Genomic DNA, 24,932 nt, shown 5'->3' with positions numbered 1-24,932 from the left:
AAATTTAAAGTCTTAAGTTCTCATTTGATGCACATTAAGCAAAATGCACGCCAACTTTTTAAATAATCCCTAAATTATTGCAATGAAATGGAAGTGGGGTCATGAAGATGCATGATTTGTTAATGGTATAGCTGATAAAAATCAGCATGTAAATCATAAATGTTCAATTTTGGTGCATGTATAATTATATTGAATATTTTATGGCTTTATTTTGGTGCTTGATGTAATCAGTCTCCATTTCAACTGTTTTTATGTTTCGAAAAGACATACAATACGCGCATTCTAGTGGAGCGCAGATTCATGAAGTCCCCCAAAGTCGGTTTTGTTTCTTTAGGTTGTCCTAAGGCATTGGTAGATTCTGAACGAATTTTAACTCAGTTGAAGACTGAAGGTTATGATGTCGCATCGGATTATGACGGTGCTGATTTAGTAGTGGTAAACACCTGTGGTTTTATTGAATCTGCAGTACAAGAGTCTCTAGACGCCATCGGTGAAGCGATGAGCGCGAATGGTCGCGTGATTGTGACGGGCTGTCTAGGTAAAGACGAAGACAAGATTCGCCAAATGCATCCGAATGTCCTGAAAGTGACTGGTGCTGCGGCTTATGAAGAAGTAATGGATGCGGTTCATCAATATGTCCCTGAACCGCCAAAACATAATCCATTTATTGATCTGGTTCCTGAGCAAGGCATTCGCCTTACTCCAAAACACTATGCGTACTTGAAAATTTCAGAAGGCTGTAACCACCGTTGTACTTTCTGCATTATCCCAAGCATGCGTGGTGATCTGGTATCGCGTCCAGTCGGTTCTGTGCTTGAAGAAGCTGCAGCGCTAAAACGTTCAGGTGTCAAAGAAGTACTCGTCATCTCCCAGGATACTTCTGCTTACGGCGTGGATACCAAGTACAAACTTGACTTCTGGAATGGTCAGCCAGTTAAGACCAAATTCTATGATATGTGTGAAGCGCTGGGTCAGTTAGGCATCTGGGTGCGTCTGCACTATGTCTACCCATATCCACATGTGGATGCGGTGATTGATCTGATGGCACAAGGCAAAATTCTGCCATACCTGGATATTCCATTCCAGCATGCAAGTCCTAAAGTATTAAAGCTGATGAAGCGTCCTGCGCACAGTGAAAATACATTAGAACGTTTGAAAGTATGGCGTGAAAAATGTCCTGAATTGGTGCTGCGTTCGACATTTGTAGTGGGCTTCCCGGGTGAAACCGAAGAAGACTTCCAAATGTTGTTGGACTGGTTGCAGGAAGCTCAGCTGGATCGTGTGGGTTGTTTCACTTATTCAGCAGTTGAAGGTGCAGCAGCGAATGATCTGCCAGATCATGTGCCGGAAGAAATCAAGCAAGAACGTTATGAACGTTTCATGCAGGTGCAGCAAGCGATCTCAGCAGCCAAGCTGCAAAAGCGTATCGGTCAGAAAATGACAGTGCTAGTCGATGATCTGGAAGAGGAATTCCCGGTTGCTGTAGCACGTTCTTATGCCGATGCACCAGAGATTGATGGGAATGTATTTGTTGAAGATATCGACAAGAGCCTGATTAAGACAGGTGCTTTGCTTGAAGTCGAAATTACCGATGCAGACGAATATGACCTGTTTGCAAAACTGATTTCGATTAAATCAGCCTAATACCTAGATAAAATTAAATGAAATAATTTGGAGTTTGATGATGTTGGATTCTAAAAAGCCGCGTTTTGGCCGTATTTTGCTGAAACTTTCAGGTGAAGCGCTTGCCGGCAATAAGGATATGGGTATTGATGCACCAATCCTTGACCAGATGTCTTTAGCGATTGCACACCTGGTTGGATTGGGTGTACAGGTCGGTATTGTTGTCGGTGGTGGTAACTTGTACCGTGGTAGCCAGTTGCAGAAAGATGGTCTGGTTGGTCGTGTAACCGGTGACCAGATGGGTATGCTGGCAACCGTGATGAACGGTCTGGCATTACGTGATGCGCTGGTACGCCGTAACATCAAGACACGTTTACTTTCAGCATTGCCAATTGGCACCGTTGTAGAATCTTACTCAAGCCGTGATGCGATTCGTCACCTGACGCGTGGTGAAGTCTGCGTATTTGTTGCAGGTACAGGTAACCCGTTCTTTACCACTGATACAGCAGCTTGCTTGCGTGGTATTGAAATTGAAGCGGACCTGATTCTGAAAGCAACCAAAGTTGATGGTGTCTATAATAAAGATCCAAGCAAATTTGAAGATGCTGTTAAATACGAAACCTTAACCTTTGACCAAGTGCTTGATGAAAAACTGGGTGTGATGGATTTAACGGCGATTTGCCTATGCCGTGATCATAACGTACCGCTACAAGTTTTCGACATGAACAAGTCTGGTGCTTTATTGTCCGTTGTGATGGGTGAAAAAGAGGGTACTCACGTTACCAATTGATGACGTGAACCTTGAAGCACTTTATACTAGTCAAAATTTAGCTTTTACATTTTTTAGAATTAAGTAAGGAAGATCATATGATTAACGATCTTAAAAAAGACGCAGAAGACCGTATGAACAAGTCACTTGACTCGTTGGAGCATGGTTTTGCCAAAGTTCGTACTGGACGTGCACATCCATCGATTCTGAACGGTGTTATGGTTCCTTACTATGGCTCTGACGTGCCATTGAACCAGGTTGCAAACGTAGGTGTTGAAGATTCACGTACCTTGCTGGTTCAACCATTTGAGCGTTCAATGGTTGCTGCAATTGATAAAGCCATTCGTGAATCAGATTTAGGGCTTAACCCAATTACTGCTGACGCAATTCGTGTACCAATGGCTGCGTTAACTGAAGAAACTCGCCGTGACATGCAGAAAGTTGCGCGTAACGAAGCTGAAAACGCTAAAGTTGCGATCCGTAACATTCGTCGTGATGTTTTAGGCGATATCAAAGCTTTATTGAAAGAAAAAGAAATTTCTGAAGATGAAGAGCGTCGTGCTTCTGACGAAATCCAGAAAATTACCGATAAATATGTTGCTGAAGTTGACAAACGTTTGGCTGCAAAAGAAGCTGAATTGATGAAGGTCTAATTCATCAATGACCGTTTCTGAAGAGAGTTCCCGTCTTCCAAAACATGTTGCCATCATCATGGATGGCAACAATCGTTTTGCCAAAAAAAATCAGATGCAAAAAGGTGAAGGACACCGTGAAGGTAAAAGCGTTCTTGACCCGATTGTAGAACACTGTAGAAAAAGAAAAATCCAGGCTTTAACTGTATTTGCGTTTTCGAGTGAAAACTGGAATCGTCCGCAGTATGAAGTGGATCTGCTCATGCGATTGCTCGAAGACACCATCCATGAACAGTTACCGCGCATGGAAAAATTCAATATTGCCTTACGCTTTATCGGTGATTGCAACCGTTTATCTTCAGAGCTGCAAGCTTTAATGTTGCATGCTGAGGAAAGGACTGCTAAGTTCGATAGCATGACGCTCACTATTGCCATTAGTTATGGTGGTATGTGGGATATGGCGCAGGCTGCGAAGCGAATTGCTGCGGATGTTTTAACAAATAAATTAGAACTTGATGCAATTAATGCTGATGTTTTTGGTCAATATGTAAGTCTTAGTGATTTACCACCTGTGGATCTGTTAATCCGTACCGGTGGGGATTTTCGCTTGTCAAACTTCCTGCTCTGGCAGGCAGCTTATGCGGAATTGTATTTTACTGAAACCTTATGGCCAGAATTTACCACGGAAGAATTAGATGACGCGTTTGCCGTATTTGGTGGACGTGAACGTCGGTTTGGTAAGACATCAGAACAGATTCAGCAAGAGAAACTTGAGAATTAATACATGTTAGAGCGGATTATAACCGCATTGGTTTTGGTGGCTGTTGTACTCAGTTGTATGTTTGCCACTACTGCATATTACCCAATGTTTGTGTTGATGGTCGTTGCTGCAGGCGTGGCAGGTTATGAGTGGTTTAAACTCATGCCACGTCAGGGGAAAAAAGTAATTAAGCCGTTTGCTTGGGGTTATGGCTTACTCACAGCAGTTCTTTCAGCACTTGCACTCTATTTTTCAGACATCTCCATGCTGCTTTGGGCGGCATCGATTTTGACCTGGATCCTCAGCATCTATTGGGTTAAATCCTATCCTGAATATGATGGCTGGTACAATGTTACTTTAAATGGCATTGGCGTGATCCTGATCTCGGCGGCGGTCACTGCAATCTATTCAGTCTGGCAGCATTCACCTTGGTGGTTAATGTATCTGTTTTTGCTGGTTTGGGGGGCAGACAGTGGTGCCTATTTTATTGGACGCAAGTTCGGCAATAAAAAGCTCGCACCGAAAGTTAGTCCAAACAAATCGGTTGAAGGGTTGTATGGTGGAATCGTCACATCCATGTTGATTGTCATTACAGTCACATTACTTTATCTCGATATCAGTATTCCCGAACTGCTTTTATTCCTGATTTTATCAGTATTAACAGTCTTTAGTTCTGTGCTTGGCGACCTGTTTGAATCGATGATCAAACGTCGTGCTGGTATTAAAGATTCGGGACGTATTCTGCCAGGACATGGTGGTGTATTGGACCGTATTGATTCTCTCCTTGCTGCAGCACCGATTTTTGCTGCAGGCATGTATGTCTTAAAACTAATTGGCGTAGATTTATAAATGTCACAAGCTGTTTGTATACTGGGTGCTACAGGTTCTATTGGGCAAAGTACTTTAAAAATCCTGCAGCGACATCCTGAAGCTTACAGCGTATATGCTGTGACTGCACAAAGCCGTATTGCTGAACTGGTCGAGATCTGTAAGCAGTTTCGACCAAAAATCGCTGTGGTGCCAGCCTTTAAAGTAGATGAACTGGCACAATTGCTGAAACAGCAACAGTTATTCGAAATAGAAATTTTACCAGATGAAGCAGGCTTGATTGCAGTTGCTGAACATCCAGAAGTAGATGTAGTCATGGCGGCGATTGTTGGTGCAGCTGGCCTTTTACCGACATTGGCTGCGGTCAAAGCGGGAAAACGCGTCCTGCTGGCTAATAAAGAAGCTTTGGTGATGTCTGGTGATATTATGATGCAGGCTGCTCGTGATCATGGGGCTTTATTGCTACCTGTGGACTCAGAGCACAATGCAATTTTCCAGTGTTTGCCGGCGAATTACTTCGATGCTGAGCGTAACGGTCAGCCAAAACTGGGTGTACAGCAGATTCTGTTAACTGCCTCTGGTGGTCCATTTTTAAATCATACTTTCGAGCAGCTGCAGACGGTCACACCAGCACAAGCCTGCAAGCATCCGAACTGGTCGATGGGTCAGAAAATTTCAGTAGATTCTGCAACCTTGATGAATAAAGGTTTGGAACTGATTGAAGCCTGTCATTTATTTGCAGTAAAAGAACAATTTGTTACAGTTGTCGTGCATCCACAGAGTATTATTCACTCCATGGTTCAATATGTAGATGGTTCAACTTTGGCGCAAATGGGTAATCCAGATATGTGTACCCCGATTGCACATGCCTTGGCATGGCCAGAGCGGATCAGTACGCATGTCGCGCCATTAGATTTATTTGTACATTCACAACTGAATTTCCAGCAACCGGATACCCAGCGTTTTCCTGCATTAAAACTGGCACGCCAGGCAATGCAGCAAGGCGGGATTGCGCCTGCTATTCTGAATGCAGCCAATGAAATTGCCGTGGCAGCATTTTTGCATGAAAAAATTACTTTCACTCAAATACCTCAGATAGTTGAACATACGCTGAATTCGATGGACAATCAGACAGCAGGTCAGCTGGAAGTGATTCTTCAGGCTGATCGGCAGGCGCGTGATATCGCCCGTCAATTCGTTGTGAATAAAGGAAGTTAAGCCATGAACGCCTTGTTTATTATCGCAGCTGCAATTCTGTTATTAGGTCCCCTGATTGCGATCCATGAATTTGGACATTACTTTGTAGCTCGAAAACTTGGCGTAAAGGTTTTAGTTTATTCGATTGGATTTGGTCCAACGCTAATCAAATGGACTTCAAAAAAATCTGGTATCCAGTATCAGCTTTCTGCTTTGCCATTTGGCGGCTATGTCAAAATGCTCGATGAACGTGAAGGTAATGTACCTGAAGAGGATCTGCCGAAAGCATTTAACCGTCAACATCCATGGAAGCGTATCGCGATTGTTGCGGCTGGTCCTTTAATTAATCTTTTCTTTGCAGTGATTCTATTCTGGATTTTATTTTTACCTGCACAAGAGCAGTTAAATACCCGTGTAGGTCAAGTTCTGCCTAATACACCTGCCGCTGCTGTACAAATGCAGCAAGGCGACAAAATTACCGCAGTGGATGGCACCGAAGTCGCAACCTGGGAAAAGCTGAATTATGCCTTGGTTGATCGTGTTGGTGAAACCGGGCTGATTACGATTCAGGCTGAACGTGATGGACAGATAAAAAGTTTCCAATTGCCGATTCAGAGTTTTCTGAAAGATCAGTCACAGTCTCCACTGGATACTTTAGGTTTTATACCGTATCGTCCAGAAATTCCCGCAGTGGTATCTAAGCTCAGTGACGATGGCGCTGCAATCCGCCAAGGCATGAAGGAAGGTGACAAGATCATTGCCATTGATGGTGTGGCGATGAAAAACTGGTTTGATGTGGTACAGGTTGTCCAGGCATCACCAGAAAAATTATTAAAAATAGTTGTGTTACGTAATAACCAGGTGGTGCATTTACAGGTGATGCCACAGGCGAAACGTGACAATATGGGTAAAGTGACGGGTATGCTGGGTGTACAAAGTGACCCAGGCAAAATCACCATCCCGGCAGAATATAAACAGACAATTCAATATAGTCCGACTGAAGCACTGGTCATGGCTTTTGACAAAACGACACAACTGTCTTCGATGATTCTGAACTCGATTGTGAAGATGGTTCGTGGTCTGATTGGTCTGGATAATTTATCTGGTCCAATTACGATTGCCAAAGTGGCAGGTCAAAGTGCGGAAATGGGATGGCAAACTTTTATTTCCTTTATGGCGCTAATGAGTGTAAGTTTAGGGATATTAAATTTACTGCCAATTCCAATGCTTGATGGCGGACATCTGGTTTACTATTTTATTGAATTATTACGTGGTAAACCTGTTTCTGAACAAATACAATTGGTTGGCTTAAAAATTGGTATGGTATTGCTGGGTAGTATGATGCTACTTGCACTATTTAATGATTTTATGCGTTTATAACAACGTAGATGGAATAAATTAACAAGCGGAAAAGACTGGCATGCAGCACACACATTTATTTATGCCTTTGGCACTCGTTAGTGCTATGGCAGTTGCACAACAAGTATATGCAGCAGATGAATTCGTAGTACAAGATATAAAATTTGACGGACTGGTTCGTCTCACTCCCGAAAATGTGTATGGCCTGGTGCCAATCAATAGTGGTGATCGTGTCAATGATCCGATTATTGCCAATGCGATCCGGAGTCTGTATGCCTCAGGCTTGTTTGATGATATCAAGGCAATTCAAGCTGAAAATACGCTAGTATTCCAGGTAGTTGAACGCCCGGTTATTTCCAAGATCGAACTAAAAGGCAACAAGCTGATTCCGAAGGAAGCTTTGGAAGAAGGTTTGAAAAAAATGGGTCTTGCTGAAGGTGAGGTTCTAAAAAAATCTGCTTTGCAAACTGTAGAAACTGAGCTTGAACAGCAATATATGCAGCAAGGTCGTTATGATGCAGACATTACAGTAAAGACTACGCCGAAGCCAAATAACCGTGTCGATCTTCTGATTGAATTTGTGGAAGGTAAGGCTGCAAAAGTTTTTGACATTAATATTATTGGGAATACGGTCTTTAAAGAAGATGAGATCAAGCAGGCTTTTGCTATCAAGGAAAGCTCTTGGAATTCGATTATTTCCCGTAATGACCGTTATGCACGTGAGAAAATGGCAGCAAGCCTTGAAGCTTTGCGTGCCATGTACCTGAACCGTGGTTATATTAACTTCAATATCAATAACTCAAGTCTGAACCTGAGTGAAGATAAGAAAAATGTCTTTATTGAAGTATCGGTAGATGAAGGTGAGCAATTCAAATTTGGTGAGACCAAATTCCTGGGTGATGCGCTTTATTCAGCAGATGAACTCAAAGTTTTACAACTATACAAAGACGGTGAAATTTATTCACAGGAAAAAGTGAATGCGGTTAAACAGTTATTACTGCGTAAATATGGTAATGCTGGCTATTATTTCGCTGAAGTAAATGTTGTTCCAGAAATTAATAAAGATACTAAACTGGTTGACTTAAATTATTACATCAACCCAGGTCAGCAGGTGACTGTACGTCGCATTAATTTTACTGGTAATAACAAAACTGCGGATGAAGTATTACGTCGTGAAATGCGTCAGATGGAAAGCGCACTGGCTAGTAACGAAAAAATTGATCTGTCTAAGGTCCGTCTGGAACGTACTGGTTTCTTTAAATCGGTTGATATTAAACCGGCGCGTATTCCTGGTTCGCCGGATCAGATCGATTTAAATGTTGCAGTTGAAGAGCAGCATTCCGGGACAAGTACCTTGGCAGTTGGTTTCTCGCAAAGTGGTGGTGTAACCTTCCAGGCAGGTTTAAGTCAAACTAACTTCCTGGGTACAGGGAATAGTGTATCGGTTGATCTATCTCGTTCTGAAACTCAAGATTACTATAACCTGAGTGTAACCGATCCATACTTTACTATTGATGGGGTACGTCGTGGTTATAACCTGTACTACCGTAAAACCAAGCTGGATGATGACTATAACGTAAACAACTATGTTACAGACAGCTTGGGTGGTGGTATTAACTTCGGTTATCCAATTGATGAGAACCAAAGTGTAAGCCTGGGTCTGAATATAGACCAGACTGAAGTGACCACAGGGCCATACGTATCTACATATGTACGTGATTATTTGCTAGCAAATGGCGGTAAGGAAACAGGAAGTCCAGGTAGATACTGTCCAGAAGGTTTGCTGAATAGCGAAGATGGCACCTGTGGTCCTAATAATGAAGGATGGATCTCTTTTCCTGATGAGTTTAAAGGTGATTTCTTAACCTATAACCTGAATCTAGGTTGGTCTTATAATACCTTGAACCGTCCAATGTTCCCGACCACAGGTATGTCACATCGTGTTAATGCAGAAATTGCCTTGCCAGGAAGTGATGTGGAATATCAAAAGCTCACCTATGATGCTCAGGCTTTCTTCCCATTAGGCAAAGACTTTGTTCTGCGTGGTTATGGTCGTTTAGGTTATGGTAATGACCTGCCTTTCTATAAGAACTTCTATGCCGGTGGTTATGGTTCAGTACGTGGTTATGAAAATAGTACCTTAGGCCCTAAGTATCCAGGTGTAACATACAATGAATCACGACAACAAGACTATGGTCCAGAAGAAGTGGGCGGTAATGCTTTAGTTCAGTTTGGTACTGAGTTAGTGCTGCCTGTTCCATTTAAGGGAGATTGGGCACGTCAGGTTCGTCCAGTACTCTTTGCAGAGGGAGCACAAGTTTTTGATACTCAGTGTGATGTACCTCGTGGAAATTTATATCTTGATTCACAAAATACTGATGTAGATGCAAAGCAATACTGTAAGGATAACTTTGGTTTCGATGCAGGCAATATGCGTTATAGCGTAGGTGCTGGTTTCACCTGGATTACCATGATTGGCCCATTATCACTGAGCTATGCATACCCGTTGAATGATAAAGACGGTGATGAAACTCAAAATGTTCAGTTTGAAATTGGACGTACTTTCTAAGAAGACTTTGATCTTAAATACAAATTTTGCTCATGAAGCCATCAGGTTTTGTGAGCAAAATTTTTTGAATGGGTAAAAACATGAAAAAAATGATGATGGCAATGGGTATTGCTTTAGCGGGATTAACTTCATTGTCACATGCGGATGATTACGGAATTGTTGATCTGGAAAAAGTAGTACAAAACAGTATCTATTTAAAGCAGCAAAATGCCACTCTAGAAAATGAAATCAAGCCGCAAACCGCACAGATTGCACAGTTTCAAAAAGACCTTGCTGCAATCAAGCAAAAAGGCCAGGCTGCAAAAACACCAGCAGAACGTGAAAAAATAGCCAAAGAATTTGAAGGTAAAGCGACTCAACTGGCAGGGGTGCAGCAACAGGTACAGGCAACCGTGCAAACGCGTATGCAAAGTGTAAATAAAGCTTTTGAAGGAAATTTGAAGCGTGCTGCTGAACAATTACGCCAAGAAAACAAGCTAGATGTGGTTTTAAATAAAAATTCCGTACTTGCTTATGACGCGAAGTATGATTTAACTGATAAAATGATTCAAAAGGTTAATGCAATTAAATAATCGATGAATCATCAAAAACTTCAGTTAGCTGACCTCGCTCGTCTTGTCCAAGGTGAGTATGTAGGTCAGGCAGATTTATGTTTGAGAGGTTTGGCAAGTCTTGAAAATGCAACCTCTCATGACCTTGCATTTGTCAATGCAGATAAATATCTGGAACAGGCAGCTCAGAGTAAGGCAGGCGCTTTAATTGTGACTGCTGAATTAAAAGAGCAGCTAACTTCCCAGCAGAACTTCATTGTCGTGGCCAATCCTTATCTGGCTTTTGCAATTCTGACTCACGTTTTTGAGAAAAAGCATACGACTCAGGGAATTGAAAGTACCGCACAAATTCATCCATCTGCCATCATTGCTGACAGTGCCTATATTGGTCACTATGCCGTCATTGGTGAGAATTGTGTAGTGGGTGAAAATACGATTATCCAGTCCCACGTTCAGATCGACGACCAGGTTGAAATTGGCCGTGACTGTTTTATTGATGCACATGTGACTTTAACAGGTGCTACAAAAATCGGTAATCGTGTTCGGATCCATGCCAATACCGTAATTGGTAGTGAAGGTTTTGGTTTTGCACCTTATCAAGGGAAATGGCATCGAATTGCCCAGTTGGGTTCAGTCCGTATTGCAGATGATGTCCGGATCGGCTCAAACTGTAGTATTGACCGAGGTGCACTGGATGACACAATTCTGGAACAAGGTGTCATTATTGATAATCTTGTGCAAATCGCCCATAACGTCAAGATTGGTGAAAATACTGCGATTGCAGCCAAATGCGGGATTGCCGGTAGTACCACGATTGGCAAAAACTGTATTCTTGCGGGGGCCTGTGGGGTAGCAGGACACCTACATATTACCGATAATGTGACCTTGACAGGAATGTCAATGGTGACAAATAACATTACTGAAGAAGGCACTTATTCTTCAGGCATGGGATTGTTACCAAATCAGCAATGGAAACGCACAGTGGTTCGCTTAAGACAATTAGCAGATGTGCCATTGACCCAGTTGGTGAAACGATTGGATCATATGCAATCTCAAATTGAGTCCATTGAATCAACATTTAAGTTGCGTAAATAATTATGATGACAGAGTCGAATTTGCCTACATTCACGAAGCCTGAATTGCCAATGAATATTCAAAAGATTCGTGAATATTTGCCCCATCGCTATCCATTCTTACTGGTTGATCGCGTTGTCGATATTACCGAAAATGGCATTGTTGGTTATAAAAACGTCTCAATTAATGAAGAGTTTCTGCAAGGCCATTTTCCGAACTATCCAATCATGCCAGGTGTATTGATTGTAGAGGCATTAGCACAGATCTCAGGTATCCTTGGTTTTGTCATGAATAATGAAACTCCAAAAGAAGGTTCATTATTTCTTTTTGCTGGCGCTGAGAAGGTTCGATTTAAAAAACAAGTGGTTGCTGGCGACCAATTAGTACTTAAATCTGAATTAGTGATGCAAAAACGTGGCATTTACAAATATAATTGTATAGCCACAGTAGATGGCGTAGTCGCAACAACCGCGGAAATTATGGTTTCGCATCAGAAAGTCGAGCAGGCATGAGCAATAACTCCCTTATTCATCCAACTGCCATTATTGACTCATCTGCAGTAATTGCTTCAGATGTTCAAATTGGTCCTTACTGTATTATTGGGCCAAATGTCACTATTGGTACAGGTACCAAACTTCATTCACACGTCGTTGTGGGTGGGTACACACGCATTGGCGAACACAATGAGATTTTCCAGTTTGCGAGTGTGGGAGAAGTTTGTCAGGACCTGAAATATGCAGGTGAAGAAACCTGGCTTGAGATTGGTGATCATAACAAGATTCGCGAACATTGCAGTCTGCACCGTGGTACTGTTCAGGACAATAGCATTACCAAAATCGGCAGTCATAACCTGCTGATGGTAAATACGCATATTGCACATGACTGTATGGTGGGCGATTACAATATCTTTGCAAATAATGTGGGTGTAGCTGGTCACGTCCATGTGGGTGATTATGTGGTAATTGGGGGTAACTCAGGTATCCATCAGTTCTGTAAGATCGACTCTTATAGCATGATCGGTGGTGCATCACTGATTCTTAAAGATGTGCCTGCTTATGTAATGGTTTCCGGCAATCCTGCGCATGCATTTGCAATGAATGTAGAAGGGATGCGTCGTAAGGGTTGGTCGAAAAATGTAATCAATGGCCTACGTGAGGCATTTAAACTGATCTATAAATCAGGTTTAACCACACAAGAAGCAATTGAAAAAATTCGTGCAGAGATTCTGCCAGAAGTGGCTGAAGCACAGCGCTTGCTTGATTCTTTGGAGCAGTCTAAACGTGGTATTGTGCGTTAATAGACTATTCATAAAAAAGACACCTTTTCAGGTGTCTTTTTTATTTCTGAATCTTTTTATTTAAAGAATTTAGCTTCTTCAGACTGCGGATAATTTTTCAACAAGCGAGATTTATATTGTGCAGCCAAGGTCTTGTTTTTCTCTACCTCACTGCTGACATTATACAATTGATACAAAGCACGAGCAGCTTTTGCCGAATTTGGATAGCGGTCTGCCACAATGGCATAATTTCGCTTCGCTTCAGTAAAATTCGGTGGATCAATCGACAGATTAAACTCTGCTAACCAGAAATAGGCATTGCTGATATAGACGCTATTCGGATTATTCTTAATGAAATTCTGCATTGGTGCAATCGCTTTTGCGGCACCGCCATTCTTGTAGGCATCCAGGGCTACTGTATATGCAGCTTTTTCTAACTCGGAGGGTTGGGCAGAAGAGCTCGAAGCTGTTGATGTCTGAGCTTGGCTTAACTTGCTGTTGCCTGCTCCTGAACTGGGTGCAGTATCCTGTTGATTATCCTCCTCAGTGCCTTGTTCAGGATCAATCTTTTGCTGTAGTAACTCAAGACGTTGATCGAGATCGGCATAACGGTTAGCCAGTTCACTTTTTAGTGACTGGATCTCGTTGTCCTGTTCTTCAATCTTGCCGCGCAAGCCACGAATATCACTTTCCAGTTGCTGATTTTTTTGCAGCAATTGCCAGCTCATATTGGTCTGTACCGGGGTATCTACTCCTGAGGAAATCGCAGGCAGGGTGCTGGTAGGTGCTGTACTGTTACCACCTTGGCTTAAGCCTCGAGATTCAATTGGAACTGCAGCAAAGAGTGAAGTAGTACAGAGCATGCTGAACGCGCATAAGACATGTTTTTTAAACATCATCTATTTTATCCATGTTGTTTTTGAATGGACCAACGTTCAAGGTGGTCAATCAAATAAATTATTCAATGTATATGCCACACATTTAAAACGGCATTGCCGGGAATTGCAACATGCTTTTACAAAGTTGAAGGGGTTTTCCGGGCAGGAATTTGTATCTCGGATTTACAGAAAATCCTGAATTAATCCTACATTGTTTTTAAAATAATCAAACGGATAGCTTGTGCCAGATTTTTTAGTATTCTCACTTGCAAGTTCATTAAAAATCTCTATACTCTGTTCTTGCAATGGTAGCCCTGCCGGTTACTTCGCAATTGCACTCTGCGAACCCCGCCAGGACCGGAAGGTAGCAACGGTAGTAGAACTGCGATGTGCCGAAGCTTTGCTGGTAGGGTTGCCACCATATTTTTTATATAATAAAAACAATACCAATTTGAATTTTCTATTCTCAAAGCTAATCTTTTATTCATAAGCTCAAGCTGTATATCTTATTATTTTAATGCTTAGTTCATGGTTGTTTTATTTTCGATTTAAGCTTGTTTCCCAAACTATATGAAATTCAATATTCAAGACTTTTAGTTATTCAGGTTTTTAGAAAAGTAATCAATCTTCTGCTTTACGGTTAATCGCTTTCATAATGGCATCCATTTCAAAACCCCGGTACATGAGAAAACGAATCTGCTTGGCTTTGACTTTGGGATCTTTTGTAACTTCAGGGCCGTATTTCTTGAGCTTCAGTTCATAAGCTTGCTGAACCCAATCGGTTTCTTTCAGTTCATCTATAATTAAAGCTGTATCAATCTTTTTGCTTTTCAGCTTCATTTTAATCTGATTCGGGCCTTTACCTTTGCGCTTTTGGCTGGAAAGTAAAGTTTCTGCAACACGCTGATCACTTTGGTAATTCTCACGGGAAAGCTCATCAACAAGCTCTAGTACTTCATCACGATTTTCTGCATATAAGCACAGTTTTTCGATCAGTTCCGCTTTGGCGTATTCCTTACGAGTCAGTACTGCAAAGGCGTAAGAGCGCAAACGGGAGCCGGTTAAGCCCGGTTTCTTTTTATCTTCCTGCTTGTTATCAAATAAGCTTTCTTCAGGATCAAACTCGGGCAGGGTATCAGCTTGGGATAGAGTTGCCGGCTTGGACGAATCATGAGCATCGCCAAACTGTTGCTTGATGGTTTCATAATCCAGGAGCTTAGTGAACTTTGCATCAGACATAGTGAATCCCATTCATTTTATTACCTTTCCATAATAACAAAAACGCCCCGTAGGGCGCTTTGTAAGACGTTTAAGGATTATGCATCCAGAAAGTCTGCTGGTTCTTCTTCGTCTTTATCTTCAACCACATTGCCTGTCGTCAAAAGCTGCTCACGAATCAGTTTTTCAATGGTATCTGCAAGTGCTTTGTTCTCTTCCAGATAACGAATAGTGTTGTTCTTGCCTTGGCCAATCTTGTCACCTTGATAAGAGTACCAGGCACCGGCTTTCTGTACGATTTCCTGCTGTACTGCAAGGTCAATCAATTCACCGAGATGGTTTACACCTTTACCATACAGAATTTGGAATAGAGCTTCCTTAAATGGAGGCGCCATTTTGTTCTTCACAACTTTAACTTTAGTTTCAGAACCAACGATTTCGTCGCCTTCTTTTACCTGACCAATACGTCGGATATCCAGACGTACAGAAGCATAGAATTTCAGTGCATTACCACCAGTAGTAGTTTCCGGACTACCAAACATAACACCAATTTTCATACGGATCTGGTTAATGAAGATCACCATACAGTTTGAACGCTTGGCATTACCAGTGATTTTACGCAGTGCCTGGCTCATCAAACGTGCTTGCAGACCCATGTGTGAGTCACCCATTTCGCCTTCAATTTCAGCACGAGGGGTTAAGGCAGCTACGGAGTCGACAACGATCAGGTCAATCGCGCCTGAACGTACAAGCATGTCGGCAATTTCAAGTGCCTGTTCACCGTGGTCGGGTTGAGATACCAGCAGGTTGTCGATATCTACACCCAATTTACGTGCATATTGAGGATCAAGCGCGTGTTCCGCATCGATGAATGCACAAGTACCACCAGCTTTTTGACATTCTGCAATCGCTTGTAATGTCATTGTGGTTTTACCTGAAGATTCAGGACCATAGATCTCGATAATACGGCCTTTTGGTAAACCACCAATACCGAGCGCGATATCAAGCGTTAAAGAACCTGTAGATACAGCTTCAACTGCTTGAACGGTATTATCACCAAGACGCATTACTGTGTTTTTGCCAAACTGTTTTTCAATCTGGCTTAAGGCAGCATTCAGCGCCTTGTTTTTATTCTCATCCATCTTACAACCTCAATACGATGTCACTAAATTAGTACTCAAGTGGATGTCTTAAATTAGAGCTTTGTTCCACAGGTATAATAGTGACAGAAAGTTCCCTGATATTCTATAAAATTCAGCGCATGTACGACATACGCTGACGCTTGAATTTAATCATCATTATATGACCAATGCTGGTCAAATAGCTGACTATTTTCGTCTCTAAATTTACTGATGTCACGACGATCTTTTTTACTTGGTCGGTGATCCGGACGAGCAAGATTATGCAACTTTCTTTGTGATGCAATCAATTCCCGTCGGGCAATACTGACTTCAGTTTCTTCATAAAGTGTTTGCGCAACTGGAGCAGGGCCACGGACATCAGATAGTTCTTTGACAACAACAGTTTTCTTGTCAATCCCTTGTTGGACCGTGATTTCCATGCCGATCCGGACTTCACGGGAGACTTTGACACGTTCGCCGCCAATATGCACCTTGCCGCCTTCAATGGCATTCTTGGCAATGGAGCGCGTTTTGAAAAAACGTGCCGCCCACAGCCATTTATCTATACGCATGCCTACCGCATCTTCGGGTAAAGACGATTTACGCATATTGCTTGTTAACCTCAGCCTGATTTAAATATGTGATTAAATCTGTTAATTGGTGCAGCATCGGGTAATTGCAAGTCTCGCGAGCAACTTTGCTGGAGGAGGGCTGTTTAATACTGAACAGATTCTGAATGCCATAGGCTTTGGCACAATTCAGGACTTTTTCTGTGTCATCAATAAAATAGACTTGTTCAGGATCAAAAGGATGCAGGGCGTTTAGACCTTGCCAGAATTCAACAAACTCCTTGGCATGCCCGATGGTTTCAGAGCTGACAATCACATCAAAATAATCTTTGAGTTGCAGATGTTCCAATTTGAAGCTGAGTCCGGCACAGTCGGCATTGGTGGCCAGCCAGATCGGGTAGCCATTTGCCTTTAGATAATCCAGTAACTCCAGTGCCTGTGGTCTTAATGCGACTTTGGATTTATGCTCGATTTGCATTGCCAGAACATCTACTTCGACTTTAGCTGTCCAGAAGCGCGATGAGTACCAGTTTAGGGTATGATTATGTTCTTGATAGAATGCATAAAGCGTTGTTCGACTTTGCTCCAGGCTGCAATGGTGCGTTTCAGCATAGCGGACAGGAAGCAGGTCATTCCAGATGAAATCGTCATAGGCAAGATCAAGTAGGGTCCCGTCCATATCAAAAATAATGGGCGGTTTTTCTGAGCAATTCGGCATATAAGGTTTTCTATGTTTAAAGCAACAACAGCACCACAAGATCCGATGATTTTGCAGTTTGTGCCCATTTTGACACAGGCTTGTGAAATTTTGCGAGAAGAATATCAGCAATATTGTTCCGGTGCTGCTTTTGACATTGAAAGGAAAAAGGATGATTCGCCTGTGACGCAAGCCGATTATCGGGTCAATACTTTTTTAACTCAGGTCCTCGCTGAAATTTCTGATTTACCGTTACTTTCTGAAGAAGGTAAACAGGAGGACCGTCAGGCATGGTCCGCATTCTGGCTGCTCGATCCTCTGGACGGTACCAAGGAATTTCTGTATCAACGACCCGAATTCACCATTAATCTGAGCCTGGTCAAAGACAATCTGACGACTTTTGCCATTCTTGCAATTCCGGCACAACAGCTTATCTATTTCTGTCCAGAACAAGGTATGCCGCTGAAATATGACATTCAGCAAGATTGCTGGCATGAATATTTTTCAGCATCTCAACAAGATACTGTGCATATTGGTCTAAGTCAGAGTAGCCAAAAAAAGCCTAAATATGCGGCTTATCTGGAAAGTCTGGCTAAATTTACTGAGTTTGAGGAGTTTAAAGCTGGCAGTGCTTATAAATTTTGCATGATTCTGGAAGATCAGGTGGATATTTATCCGCGCTTTCATCCGACCTGTGAATGGGATACCAGTGCCGGGCAATGTCTGCTGGAACGTATTGGCGGCGGTTTGGTAGATTTTAAGGGGCGGCCATTTAGCTATAACCAGCGCGAGACCTTATTAAATAGTGGTTTTATTGCTTATAAGACCAAAGAGATGAAGATATTGGCCTTTAAAGCGCTGGCTGATATGCAAGGCTGTGATTGAGCTGTGTAACGTTCATGTTATAGTGAAGCTGATTCCGTTGATAGACCAGTTGGCAAGATTGTGGCATTAAAACTGCTTCCACCGAGTATGCTCAGCGCAATAGATTTATTGCCTGATACGAAGACACCTGTGACTCTGTTTACGCGTCATTCCTTGCGTGAAGAAGTTGCTGGTCAAGGCCTGGCAGGCTACGACTTGCAATTAACATCACAGGGGCGTGATCTGGCGCAGGAGTGGGGGGCTTATCTGGTCAATCAAACTGATCGTCATATTCAGCATTGTATCTCTAGTCCTATTCAGCGTTGTGTCGATACTGCCGCCCTTATGATTGAGGGTGCAGATGCAACCAATAAGGCATCGCATACCCATAACATTGAAATTATCGAACAAGGCTTACTGGTCGAGCCTGGCAGTTTTGTGCTGGATATTCAGAAGGCTGGGCCATATTTCAAGAAACAGGGTGCATTAGGTTTTATTAATAGTTTTGTGAATAACGCCTTGCCGGGCATGAAGCATCCAATTCATGGTGTGGTCGATGTCCTGGAGTTAATCTATAACACGCATCCAAAAACGCCGTATGGACTCAGTCTGGCAGTAAGTCATGATACGATTCTGGCAGCCATGATTGCAGTCATGTCAGGTCATCAGGAGGTTAGCCGGGAAGACTGGCCAAAAATGATGGAAGGTTTGTTTGTTTGGTTTGAAGGTGATGTGTTTGAGGAGTCTAAACTGAAATGGATCTGGCGCGGTAAGGTGTATGAACTGGATATTTCCCAGTTTCAGAATGCGGAATTACACACCAGGAAATAAGTTAAAAGCTCAATCATGAGGGGTGAGCTTTTTACATTTGTCTTATGAAAGTGAAATAGAATAATCATCAAAAATCACTATGCTGATATTTAAACAGATATTCAAGTATGGGAAAAACAATGAAAACCATCACAATTTTAAGTTTGGTTATTATGGTGGGTCTAACCGCCTGTCAGAAACGTGATACGGATTCACCAGAGCAGGACAAGACCACAACGCCACATTCTATGGATAAGGATCAATAATTCAAATATTAAACTGGCTGATATTTCCGTTCTTATTTTTATCAATCCTATTTTGGGCAGGAAATAGGATTCCATAAGTTTTAAAGAATATTTTAAAAATATTGGGAAATAAGGAAGAAGAATTGAGTGGAAATAATCTTGTAAAGTTTATTTATTCAAAAATTGTCTTTTTATTGAATAGATCATTTTGTTGATTTACTAAATTTTGGGCACAAAAAAAGCCCTAAAAGGGCTTTTTTCATTTGCGATTAGTTAGAAGCTAATGCTTTAACTTGCGCGTTCAAACGGCTCTTATGACGAGCTGCTTTGTTTTTATGGATGATACCTTTGTCAGCCATACGGTCGATTACTGGAACAGCTTTTTTGTAAGCTTCAGTAGCAACAGCATAGTCGCCAGCAGCAATAGCAGCTACTGTACGTTTAAGATAGGTACGAACCATAGAACGCAAGCTTGCGTTGTGTTTGCGTGCTTTAACGTTTTGACGAGCACGTTTTTTAGCTTGAGCAGAGTTTGCCACTCGTGCACTCCTTGAAATAGATTGGTCTGGGCGGGCTGAAACTCAACTGAAAACCAACATCAGAAGAACTATCACCAGCCCGTAAACAAGTGCCATATTTTGAGGAAACTGAGGGCTTAAGTCAAGTCTTGACATGCTTTGACAACATTTTAGTTGCAGAAAAATTCTAAAGAAAACGTTAGATTAGTATTCAGGCAGGGAGATCGTACAAAAAATGACTAAAACCATAACATATCCAATCATCATTGGTGCCACAGGTCTTGTGGGTAAGAGCTTGGTACAACAGCTGGTTAATGAGCCGAGCTGCAAGCGTATCAGTGTCGTGGTACGCAAGCACCAGCCAGAGTTTGAGCAATGGCCCAAAGTCAAACAACTGGTCTTTGAGGATTTTCTGATGTTGAATGATCAGGATGTCAGCGGACATACCCATGCTTTCAGCTGTCTAGGTACAACTTTAAAGCAGGCAGGTTCCAAAGATGCTTTTTATAATGTGGACTATACCATCAATGCCCATTTTGCTGAGCTGGTTCAACAGACGGATGCGCATTATCTGCTGATTAGTGCCATGGGGGCGAATGCTGAATCCTGGTTTTTCTATAATCGGGTCAAAGGCGAGCTGGAAGATTATATCCAGACCTTAACGCTGGAACGAATCAGTCTGATCCGGCCATCTTTATTAATGGGTGAACGTGGTCATCAACGTTTACTGGAAGATGCTGCACAGAACCTGTTTGGCAAGTTTTCGCATTTGGTACCGGATTCTTTTAAATACAAGCCAGTGACAGCCGAGCAGGTGGCTCATACTATGGTATATGCAGCCCTGAATCAGACTGTGAAATTTGAAATTTATGATAATTTAGCCATACAAAAAATGAAATGAGGGTAAAAATCGTGTCCAGCGTACCATTTGTAACTTGTGACCTGCTTGATGATAATCCAGATAAAGACCTGCAATTCGTAACACCATGCCTGGATGGCAAGTTTTTTAAAAGCTATGGGGCACGTAAAAGCTTTGGTGGCCAGATTGTCACAGTAAAGTGCTTTGAAGATAATTCTCGTGTCAAAGAATTATTAGCAACCGATGGTACAGGCAAAGTCCTGGTGGTGGATGGTGGTGCTTCGATGCGCTGTGCACTGATGGGTGACCTGATTGCTGAATCAGCAGTAAAGAATCACTGGAATGGTGTAATTATTTACGGTTGTGTACGTGATGTGGATGCGATTGCCGAACTGGATCTTGGTGTGCATGCCTTAGCTTCGATTCCTCAAAAGAGCAATCGCAAAGGTATTGGTGAAGTCGATGTTCCACTGTACTTTGGCGGCGTGACTTTTCAATCAGGTGAATACGTTTATGCGGACAATAACGGGATCGTGCTGTCTAAAGAAAAACTGGTGGACTAATCCTGTTTATTGAAAACATACAAAAATCAGCTATACCGTGAAAGTCAGTCAGTTTAGATTGCTGCTTTCACGGCTTTAAAACAATAAAGAGGACAGACGATATGTTAGGCCATCAGATTAAAGTAGCACAGGCATTGGCATCCGCATTTCTGGAAGGTGGACGAGGAGTTTCCGGAACGCCATTTCCAAACCAGCCTGAAAAACCCTTAAAGCTTTATGAGTACGAAGGCTCGCCATTCTGTCGCCGTGTCCGTGAAGTGATGACTTTACTCAACCTTGATTATGAAGTGTATCCATGCCCACGAGGCGGTAAACGCTTCCGTCCTGAAGTAAAACAGCAGGGAGGCAAACTCCAGTTCCCATTTTTAGTAGATGAAAATACGGGAGATAAACTTTACGAATCTCAGGATATCATTCATCACCTGTTTAAGCATTATGGCAAAACTGGTAAGACTCCGGCGAAATATTCAAATTATCCAAAGGTGCCGGTGGCTGCAATTGCCGGTACGATGGTCAACGGTTTACGCGGTGGTATGGCAAAACCATTAAAGAAAAATAAACCTGCACCTGAACAGCTTCTGGAGCTGTGGGGGTTTGAAGCCAGCCCGTATACCCGTATAGTCCGTGGTGTATTGTCTGAGCTGGAAATTCCTTATATCTACCACAATGTGGCGAAAGAACGCTGGCAAGATTATGGCCCAGCCAAGCTACGCTTAAAGCCAGGAAAATACGAGCCCTTGCCAGGCGGTAAACGCGAACAGCTGTTCACCATGATGGGGAACAATATCCAGGTGCCTTATCTGGTCGATCCGAATACCAATGTAAAAATGTTCGAATCTAAAGATATTGTGAAATATCTAAAAGGTCAGTATGGCGCTTAATTTTCGTAAATTTTTTAATTAAAGAATTTCCTAGGTCACCAACAAAAAAAGAGGATCAAATGACCCTCTTTTTTTGTTTGTTATTCTTCTTCAGCAGGCGGAACCAGCATGAGGATGGATTCATTGAGCAGATCTGCCAGGTCTTCCAGCATATCTTCATCAGCAAAGTCCAGATTGAGCATCACAGACTCCCCATTGGCGATCAGCTTGAGTTTTTCTGCAAAAGCTTCTGAGACACATAAACCTTCACCATTGCCCCAGAATAGTATTTCATCATCTTCTTCAGTATAAAGCAGGCGTGATGCAGGCTCGAGCATAATGCTATAGCCTTGGTCTAATGCTTCTTCTAGGTCGCCAGTACCAATTTCTTCTGCTTCTGGAATATTTTCTGGGTATTTAGGTTCAGACATCAGGCTCATGATGGCATCTTCAAGTACATTGGAGTTATGTAACTGCTCCATGATTTTACTTTTCAGATATTCAAGCTCATTAGTTGTGACTTCACCAGCAGCACTGATTTGATCACGAATGATATCGGTCAGAGGATTACGTAAGACTTCATTTTCAGCAAACTTGTCTCCAACACGATCCATCATGTCACTGACATTTGGCATACGGAAACCAAAAGAGAAAGTTAAACAGTCATCTTCAGCTACGCCGTAGTGTGAAAGCCCAGGTGGAACATACAGTAAGTCGCCTGGAGCAAGGACTTCATCAAAGTTTACATCCATTTCTGGAAGTAATTTTAATGGCTGACCCGGAACAAGTTCAGTCTCTGCATTACACATCTGACCTAATTGCCAGCGACGGTGACCATAACCTTGTACAAGGAAGACATCATAGAAGTCGAAATGCTTGCCTACAGAACCACCCTGAGGCGCATACGACACCATGATGTCATCACGGCGCCATTGTGGAATGAATGGAAATTTTTTCCAGAGTTCTGATAGATCAAAGGAATAGTGATCTACTGCCTGAACAAGGAGTGTCCATAATTTAGGCATTTTCTGGAAATCAGCTTTTAGTAAAGGTGAAGATTTCACTGACCATTGGTTCGGGTCGCGGTCTTTTTGCTTGATCAGGCGTGCAGTGACGTTTTCATCCAGAGCCAGCTCCATGACGTCGTCAGGTTCAAGCAGGCCAGCAATTTCAGGCATGGCATTACGTACAAGGAGAGGTTTTTTCTGCCAGTATTCAGCAAGGAATTGTTCAGCGGTAATTCCGCCTAATACATCTAAAGGTTGGGACATGGGATTAACTACAAGATAAATTTTGCTTATTGTCCCTTGAGTTATTGAATGGTGCAAGCGAGATAGTGAGAAATAGGTGTTTTATAAATACCAGGAGAGCAAACTAAGTAATATTTATTTTCATAAAATAAATGATGAGAATTTTATTTAAAAATTAATCTATTAAAAAAATTTAGCGCTCTTAAAAAATTGAATAAGAAGAATAGCATTTTGAATTAAGGATAAGAATTACAAAGATATGAACCAAATTAGAGTAGCTTAATTAAAAGTGATAATTACGTAAATAAAATAGTGAAAAACATACTTTGATTGACATTAGTGATGAAATGACACAATTTTTTGTAAGGAGAATAAAAATAATTTGGAAAATAAAATGAAAGAAATTCAATTAATTAATAAAAAAACAAAAGAAAAAATAACAGCTGAATGCTGATACGGTTCGAGTCGATCAAAGCTCCATTGTAAAAATCAAAATTTCTAAATCAGATATTGTCCAGATGTCTCAAGACGGTACAAATCTGATTTTAGTATTGAGAAATGGCGAAAGATTGGTAGTTGAAAATTTTTATGCAAACAATCATGAAGGTTTAACGTCTAGTCTTGTGATTGAAGAGCAAAGCGGTACTTTGTATTGGTTTGATGAGGTGACCAAGCAATATAAGCAGATTTCAAGGACAGATACATTATTACCATCTTCCTCGTTTCTTGCAGAAAATTGGGAGTGGATAGCGATTGGTACATTGCTCATTGGTGGAGTTGCAGCGACAGACAGTGGTGAGGTTGAAGATGATGAACAGTTAGAGCTAAATGAGCCAGTGCCAATAGATCCTGGGCCGGAAGTGCCAGTAGAACCTGAACCGGAAATACCAGTAGAGCCAGAACCTGAACCTGAGCCGGAAGTACCGATAGAACCTGAGCCAGAAGTTCCGGTAGAGCCAGAACCGGAACCAGAAGTGCCGGTAGATCCAGAACCAGAGCCGGAAGTGCCAGTAGAGCCAGAACCAGAACCAGAAGTACCAGTAGAACCAGAAGTGCCAGAACCTGAACCAGAAGTACCGGTAGAGCCTAAACCGGAACCAGAGCCGGAAGTACCGGTAGAACCGGAACCAGAGCCGGAAGTATCAGTAGAACCTGAACCAGAAGTACCAATAGAATCAGAGCCGGAACCAGAAGTGCCAGTAGAACCTGAGCCAGAGCAACCAGAACCAACAAATCCAACACTTCGACTAGCTCGATTTAACCTGGCTGAACAAAATGAAGATAGCGTTATTGATCAAGAAGCTATGAGCAGGTTCAAAACATCACAAGAATTTATGAGGAACAGCTCTGAAGAGCAACAAGTGGCAGTTGATACTAATCATGATGTTATTCCATCAGATGGGAACGAGGACCTTATTGATGCTAAACAGCTCATAGATTTCATTTCTTCGGGCTTGGATAGCAATATGCAAGTTTATAAAATGCTAAATACAGCGGATGCGATTTCAAATTTCAACAATCAGATGAATCTGTTGTTAGAGGGTACAGAAAAAGAAAGTAGTTTGATGGATATCGACTTTGTGCGAACAGATACAGTTTCATTAGCTGAGCTGCTTTCTGATTCTAGTCATGTAGACAATATTATTGTGGTAGGGAATGAAGGGGATCAAATTATGATTCGAACTGACGCTGAAGAGGTTGCACAAGCCAGCGATCCGTTGATATTGGAAAACCAATCAGATCTCATGTTGCAACAGCTTTTATCTGAGCAGCAACAGATTATTGGTTAAATATTTACCTGATCAATAGTTGCTAAAAAGCAGTCCTAAAACTGCTTCCTTA

Annotated in this window: 26 protein-coding genes and 1 other RNA gene; 20 read left to right on the top strand and 7 right to left on the bottom strand. The window is 42.0% G+C overall.

Annotation, left to right across the window (positions count from 1 at the left end; translation table 11 throughout):
- Window positions 1–300 precede the first annotated feature (300 nt).
- The 12 genes from rimO to lpxA all read left to right on the top strand — a co-directional run bounded on the left by rimO (window position 301) and on the right by lpxA (window position 12,659).
- On the top strand, window positions 301–1,644 hold the full coding sequence (gene rimO, locus HADU_RS08420) for a 30S ribosomal protein S12 methylthiotransferase RimO (RefSeq protein WP_004812646.1): 1,344 nt from the start codon (window positions 301–303) through the stop codon (window positions 1,642–1,644).
- 40 nt (window positions 1,645–1,684) lie between these two features.
- The gene (gene pyrH / locus HADU_RS08415) at window positions 1,685–2,413 is read left to right on the top strand and encodes a UMP kinase (RefSeq protein ID WP_004812647.1); all 729 of its coding nucleotides are present in this window, start codon (window positions 1,685–1,687) and stop codon (window positions 2,411–2,413) included.
- A gap of 77 nt (window positions 2,414–2,490) precedes the next feature.
- Window positions 2,491–3,045 (top strand): ribosome recycling factor, encoded by a 555-nt coding sequence (gene frr, locus HADU_RS08410; RefSeq protein WP_004812648.1) that lies wholly within the window; start codon window positions 2,491–2,493, stop codon window positions 3,043–3,045.
- 7 nt (window positions 3,046–3,052) lie between these two features.
- Window positions 3,053–3,805 (top strand): polyprenyl diphosphate synthase, encoded by a 753-nt coding sequence (uppS, locus tag HADU_RS08405; protein WP_008305282.1) that lies wholly within the window; start codon window positions 3,053–3,055, stop codon window positions 3,803–3,805.
- A 3-nt stretch (window positions 3,806–3,808) separates the two neighbouring features.
- The gene (locus HADU_RS08400) at window positions 3,809–4,633 is read left to right on the top strand and encodes a phosphatidate cytidylyltransferase (RefSeq protein WP_004894403.1); all 825 of its coding nucleotides are present in this window, start codon (window positions 3,809–3,811) and stop codon (window positions 4,631–4,633) included.
- Complete coding sequence (ispC, locus tag HADU_RS08395) at window positions 4,634–5,830, top strand: 1-deoxy-D-xylulose-5-phosphate reductoisomerase (RefSeq protein ID WP_008305281.1); 1,197 nt, start codon at window positions 4,634–4,636, stop codon at window positions 5,828–5,830. It abuts the gene before it with no gap.
- Between the two features lie 3 nt (window positions 5,831–5,833).
- The gene (rseP, locus tag HADU_RS08390; RefSeq protein WP_008305280.1) at window positions 5,834–7,189 is read left to right on the top strand and encodes an RIP metalloprotease RseP; all 1,356 of its coding nucleotides are present in this window, start codon (window positions 5,834–5,836) and stop codon (window positions 7,187–7,189) included.
- Between the two features lie 40 nt (window positions 7,190–7,229).
- On the top strand, window positions 7,230–9,737 hold the full coding sequence (gene bamA, locus HADU_RS08385; protein ID WP_034592579.1) for an outer membrane protein assembly factor BamA: 2,508 nt from the start codon (window positions 7,230–7,232) through the stop codon (window positions 9,735–9,737).
- 80 nt (window positions 9,738–9,817) lie between these two features.
- Window positions 9,818–10,309, top strand: coding sequence for an OmpH family outer membrane protein (locus tag HADU_RS08380; protein ID WP_034592588.1), 492 nt, complete (start codon window positions 9,818–9,820; stop codon window positions 10,307–10,309).
- Between the two features lie 3 nt (window positions 10,310–10,312).
- A complete protein-coding gene (gene lpxD / locus HADU_RS08375; RefSeq protein ID WP_008305277.1) occupies window positions 10,313–11,383 on the top strand; it encodes a UDP-3-O-(3-hydroxymyristoyl)glucosamine N-acyltransferase in 1,071 nt (356 codons plus the stop codon).
- Window positions 11,384–11,388: 5 nt separating this feature from the next.
- Window positions 11,389–11,874: a 3-hydroxyacyl-ACP dehydratase FabZ gene (gene fabZ, locus HADU_RS08370; RefSeq protein WP_008305276.1), complete on the top strand. Its 486-nt coding sequence runs from the start codon at window positions 11,389–11,391 to the stop codon at window positions 11,872–11,874.
- On the top strand, window positions 11,871–12,659 hold the full coding sequence (gene lpxA / locus HADU_RS08365) for an acyl-ACP--UDP-N-acetylglucosamine O-acyltransferase (protein ID WP_004812664.1): 789 nt from the start codon (window positions 11,871–11,873) through the stop codon (window positions 12,657–12,659). The genes fabZ and lpxA overlap by 4 nt, the downstream gene beginning before the upstream one ends.
- Window positions 12,660–12,715: 56 nt before the next feature.
- On the opposite strand, the gene HADU_RS08360 is transcribed toward lpxA, so the two are convergent.
- Complete coding sequence (locus HADU_RS08360; RefSeq protein ID WP_004812666.1) at window positions 12,716–13,537, bottom strand: YbgF trimerization domain-containing protein; 822 nt, start codon at window positions 13,535–13,537, stop codon at window positions 12,716–12,718.
- A 294-nt stretch (window positions 13,538–13,831) separates the two neighbouring features.
- On the opposite strand from HADU_RS08360, the gene ffs reads away from it, so the two are divergent.
- Window positions 13,832–13,928, top strand: an RNA gene (ffs, locus tag HADU_RS15285) — signal recognition particle sRNA small type.
- 209 nt (window positions 13,929–14,137) lie between these two features.
- Here ffs and HADU_RS08355 read toward each other — a convergent pair.
- From HADU_RS08355 to HADU_RS08340, 4 genes are all read right to left on the bottom strand, one after another.
- Entirely contained in the window at window positions 14,138–14,755 is a 618-nt protein-coding gene (locus tag HADU_RS08355; protein WP_004812668.1) for a regulatory protein RecX, read from the bottom strand.
- 77 nt (window positions 14,756–14,832) lie between these two features.
- A complete protein-coding gene (gene recA, locus HADU_RS08350; RefSeq protein ID WP_004812670.1) occupies window positions 14,833–15,876 on the bottom strand; it encodes a recombinase RecA in 1,044 nt (347 codons plus the stop codon).
- A gap of 146 nt (window positions 15,877–16,022) precedes the next feature.
- Window positions 16,023–16,463, bottom strand: a complete 441-nt coding sequence (locus HADU_RS08345) for an RNA-binding S4 domain-containing protein (RefSeq protein ID WP_004812671.1) — start codon at window positions 16,461–16,463, stop codon at window positions 16,023–16,025.
- Window positions 16,456–17,142, bottom strand: a complete 687-nt coding sequence (locus HADU_RS08340; RefSeq protein WP_008305275.1) for an HAD-IA family hydrolase — start codon at window positions 17,140–17,142, stop codon at window positions 16,456–16,458. The genes HADU_RS08345 and HADU_RS08340 overlap by 8 nt, the downstream gene beginning before the upstream one ends.
- A gap of 12 nt (window positions 17,143–17,154) precedes the next feature.
- Here HADU_RS08340 and HADU_RS08335 point away from each other — a divergent pair, with 12 nt between their 5' ends.
- From HADU_RS08335 to HADU_RS16000, 3 genes are all read left to right on the top strand, one after another.
- A complete protein-coding gene (locus HADU_RS08335) occupies window positions 17,155–18,006 on the top strand; it encodes a 3'(2'),5'-bisphosphate nucleotidase CysQ (RefSeq protein ID WP_004812673.1) in 852 nt (283 codons plus the stop codon).
- Between the two features lie 60 nt (window positions 18,007–18,066).
- Window positions 18,067–18,816, top strand: coding sequence for a histidine phosphatase family protein (locus HADU_RS08330; protein WP_008305272.1), 750 nt, complete (start codon window positions 18,067–18,069; stop codon window positions 18,814–18,816).
- 119 nt (window positions 18,817–18,935) lie between these two features.
- Window positions 18,936–19,061, top strand: coding sequence for a hypothetical protein (locus tag HADU_RS16000; protein ID WP_004812675.1), 126 nt, complete (start codon window positions 18,936–18,938; stop codon window positions 19,059–19,061).
- Window positions 19,062–19,309: 248 nt separating this feature from the next.
- Here HADU_RS16000 and rpsT read toward each other — a convergent pair whose 3' ends face one another.
- On the bottom strand, window positions 19,310–19,579 hold the full coding sequence (gene rpsT / locus HADU_RS08325; protein WP_004786139.1) for a 30S ribosomal protein S20: 270 nt from the start codon (window positions 19,577–19,579) through the stop codon (window positions 19,310–19,312).
- Between the two features lie 214 nt (window positions 19,580–19,793).
- On the opposite strand from rpsT, the gene HADU_RS08320 reads away from it, so the two are divergent.
- The 3 genes from HADU_RS08320 to HADU_RS08310 all read left to right on the top strand — a co-directional run bounded on the left by HADU_RS08320 (window position 19,794) and on the right by HADU_RS08310 (window position 21,861).
- On the top strand, window positions 19,794–20,459 hold the full coding sequence (locus HADU_RS08320; RefSeq protein WP_005221762.1) for a nucleoside-diphosphate sugar epimerase: 666 nt from the start codon (window positions 19,794–19,796) through the stop codon (window positions 20,457–20,459).
- 11 nt (window positions 20,460–20,470) lie between these two features.
- The gene (gene rraA / locus HADU_RS08315; RefSeq protein WP_005221764.1) at window positions 20,471–20,980 is read left to right on the top strand and encodes a ribonuclease E activity regulator RraA; all 510 of its coding nucleotides are present in this window, start codon (window positions 20,471–20,473) and stop codon (window positions 20,978–20,980) included.
- A 101-nt stretch (window positions 20,981–21,081) separates the two neighbouring features.
- Window positions 21,082–21,861: a glutathione S-transferase N-terminal domain-containing protein gene (locus tag HADU_RS08310; RefSeq protein WP_004812679.1), complete on the top strand. Its 780-nt coding sequence runs from the start codon at window positions 21,082–21,084 to the stop codon at window positions 21,859–21,861.
- An 80-nt stretch (window positions 21,862–21,941) separates the two neighbouring features.
- On the opposite strand, the gene HADU_RS08305 is transcribed toward HADU_RS08310, so the two are convergent.
- Complete coding sequence (locus tag HADU_RS08305; protein ID WP_008305270.1) at window positions 21,942–23,111, bottom strand: cupin domain-containing protein; 1,170 nt, start codon at window positions 23,109–23,111, stop codon at window positions 21,942–21,944.
- 422 nt (window positions 23,112–23,533) lie between these two features.
- Between HADU_RS08305 and HADU_RS08300 the strand changes: the two genes are divergently transcribed.
- On the top strand, window positions 23,534–24,880 hold the full coding sequence (locus tag HADU_RS08300; RefSeq protein WP_227499347.1) for a BapA/Bap/LapF family prefix-like domain-containing protein: 1,347 nt from the start codon (window positions 23,534–23,536) through the stop codon (window positions 24,878–24,880).
- The last annotated feature ends 52 nt before the right edge of the window (window positions 24,881–24,932 follow it).

The organism is Acinetobacter sp. HA (assembly GCF_000264725.1).
Lineage (GTDB): Bacteria > Pseudomonadota > Gammaproteobacteria > Pseudomonadales > Moraxellaceae > Acinetobacter > Acinetobacter schindleri.
This window is presented reverse-complemented; position numbering and strand designations above follow the sequence as displayed.

Bases quoted from the DNA above. Each gene is read 5' to 3' on its own strand.
- rseP (WP_008305280.1), top strand. From the start codon at position 5,834: ATGAACGCCTTGTTTATTATCGCAGCTGCAATTCTGTTATTAGGTCCC.
- HADU_RS08310 (WP_004812679.1), top strand. From the start codon at position 21,082: ATGTTAGGCCATCAGATTAAAGTAGCACAGGCATTGGCATCCGCATTT.
- HADU_RS08360 (WP_004812666.1), bottom strand. From the start codon at position 13,537: ATGATGTTTAAAAAACATGTCTTATGCGCGTTCAGCATGCTCTGTACT.
- pyrH (WP_004812647.1), top strand. From the start codon at position 1,685: ATGTTGGATTCTAAAAAGCCGCGTTTTGGCCGTATTTTGCTGAAACTT.
- HADU_RS08305 (WP_008305270.1), bottom strand. From the start codon at position 23,111: ATGTCCCAACCTTTAGATGTATTAGGCGGAATTACCGCTGAACAATTC.
- fabZ (WP_008305276.1), top strand. From the start codon at position 11,389: ATGACAGAGTCGAATTTGCCTACATTCACGAAGCCTGAATTGCCAATG.
- HADU_RS08340 (WP_008305275.1), bottom strand. From the start codon at position 17,142: ATGCCGAATTGCTCAGAAAAACCGCCCATTATTTTTGATATGGACGGG.
- HADU_RS16000 (WP_004812675.1), top strand. From the start codon at position 18,936: ATGAAAACCATCACAATTTTAAGTTTGGTTATTATGGTGGGTCTAACC.
- lpxD (WP_008305277.1), top strand. From the start codon at position 10,313: ATGAATCATCAAAAACTTCAGTTAGCTGACCTCGCTCGTCTTGTCCAA.
- HADU_RS08380 (WP_034592588.1), top strand. From the start codon at position 9,818: ATGAAAAAAATGATGATGGCAATGGGTATTGCTTTAGCGGGATTAACT.
- HADU_RS08355 (WP_004812668.1), bottom strand. From the start codon at position 14,755: ATGTCTGATGCAAAGTTCACTAAGCTCCTGGATTATGAAACCATCAAG.
- rimO (WP_004812646.1), top strand. From the start codon at position 301: ATGAAGTCCCCCAAAGTCGGTTTTGTTTCTTTAGGTTGTCCTAAGGCA.
- recA (WP_004812670.1), bottom strand. From the start codon at position 15,876: ATGGATGAGAATAAAAACAAGGCGCTGAATGCTGCCTTAAGCCAGATT.
- uppS (WP_008305282.1), top strand. From the start codon at position 3,053: ATGACCGTTTCTGAAGAGAGTTCCCGTCTTCCAAAACATGTTGCCATC.
- ispC (WP_008305281.1), top strand. From the start codon at position 4,634: ATGTCACAAGCTGTTTGTATACTGGGTGCTACAGGTTCTATTGGGCAA.
- HADU_RS08320 (WP_005221762.1), top strand. From the start codon at position 19,794: ATGACTAAAACCATAACATATCCAATCATCATTGGTGCCACAGGTCTT.
- frr (WP_004812648.1), top strand. From the start codon at position 2,491: ATGATTAACGATCTTAAAAAAGACGCAGAAGACCGTATGAACAAGTCA.
- HADU_RS08345 (WP_004812671.1), bottom strand. From the start codon at position 16,463: ATGCGTAAATCGTCTTTACCCGAAGATGCGGTAGGCATGCGTATAGAT.
- HADU_RS08400 (WP_004894403.1), top strand. From the start codon at position 3,809: ATGTTAGAGCGGATTATAACCGCATTGGTTTTGGTGGCTGTTGTACTC.
- lpxA (WP_004812664.1), top strand. From the start codon at position 11,871: ATGAGCAATAACTCCCTTATTCATCCAACTGCCATTATTGACTCATCT.
- bamA (WP_034592579.1), top strand. From the start codon at position 7,230: ATGCAGCACACACATTTATTTATGCCTTTGGCACTCGTTAGTGCTATG.
- HADU_RS08335 (WP_004812673.1), top strand. From the start codon at position 17,155: ATGTTTAAAGCAACAACAGCACCACAAGATCCGATGATTTTGCAGTTT.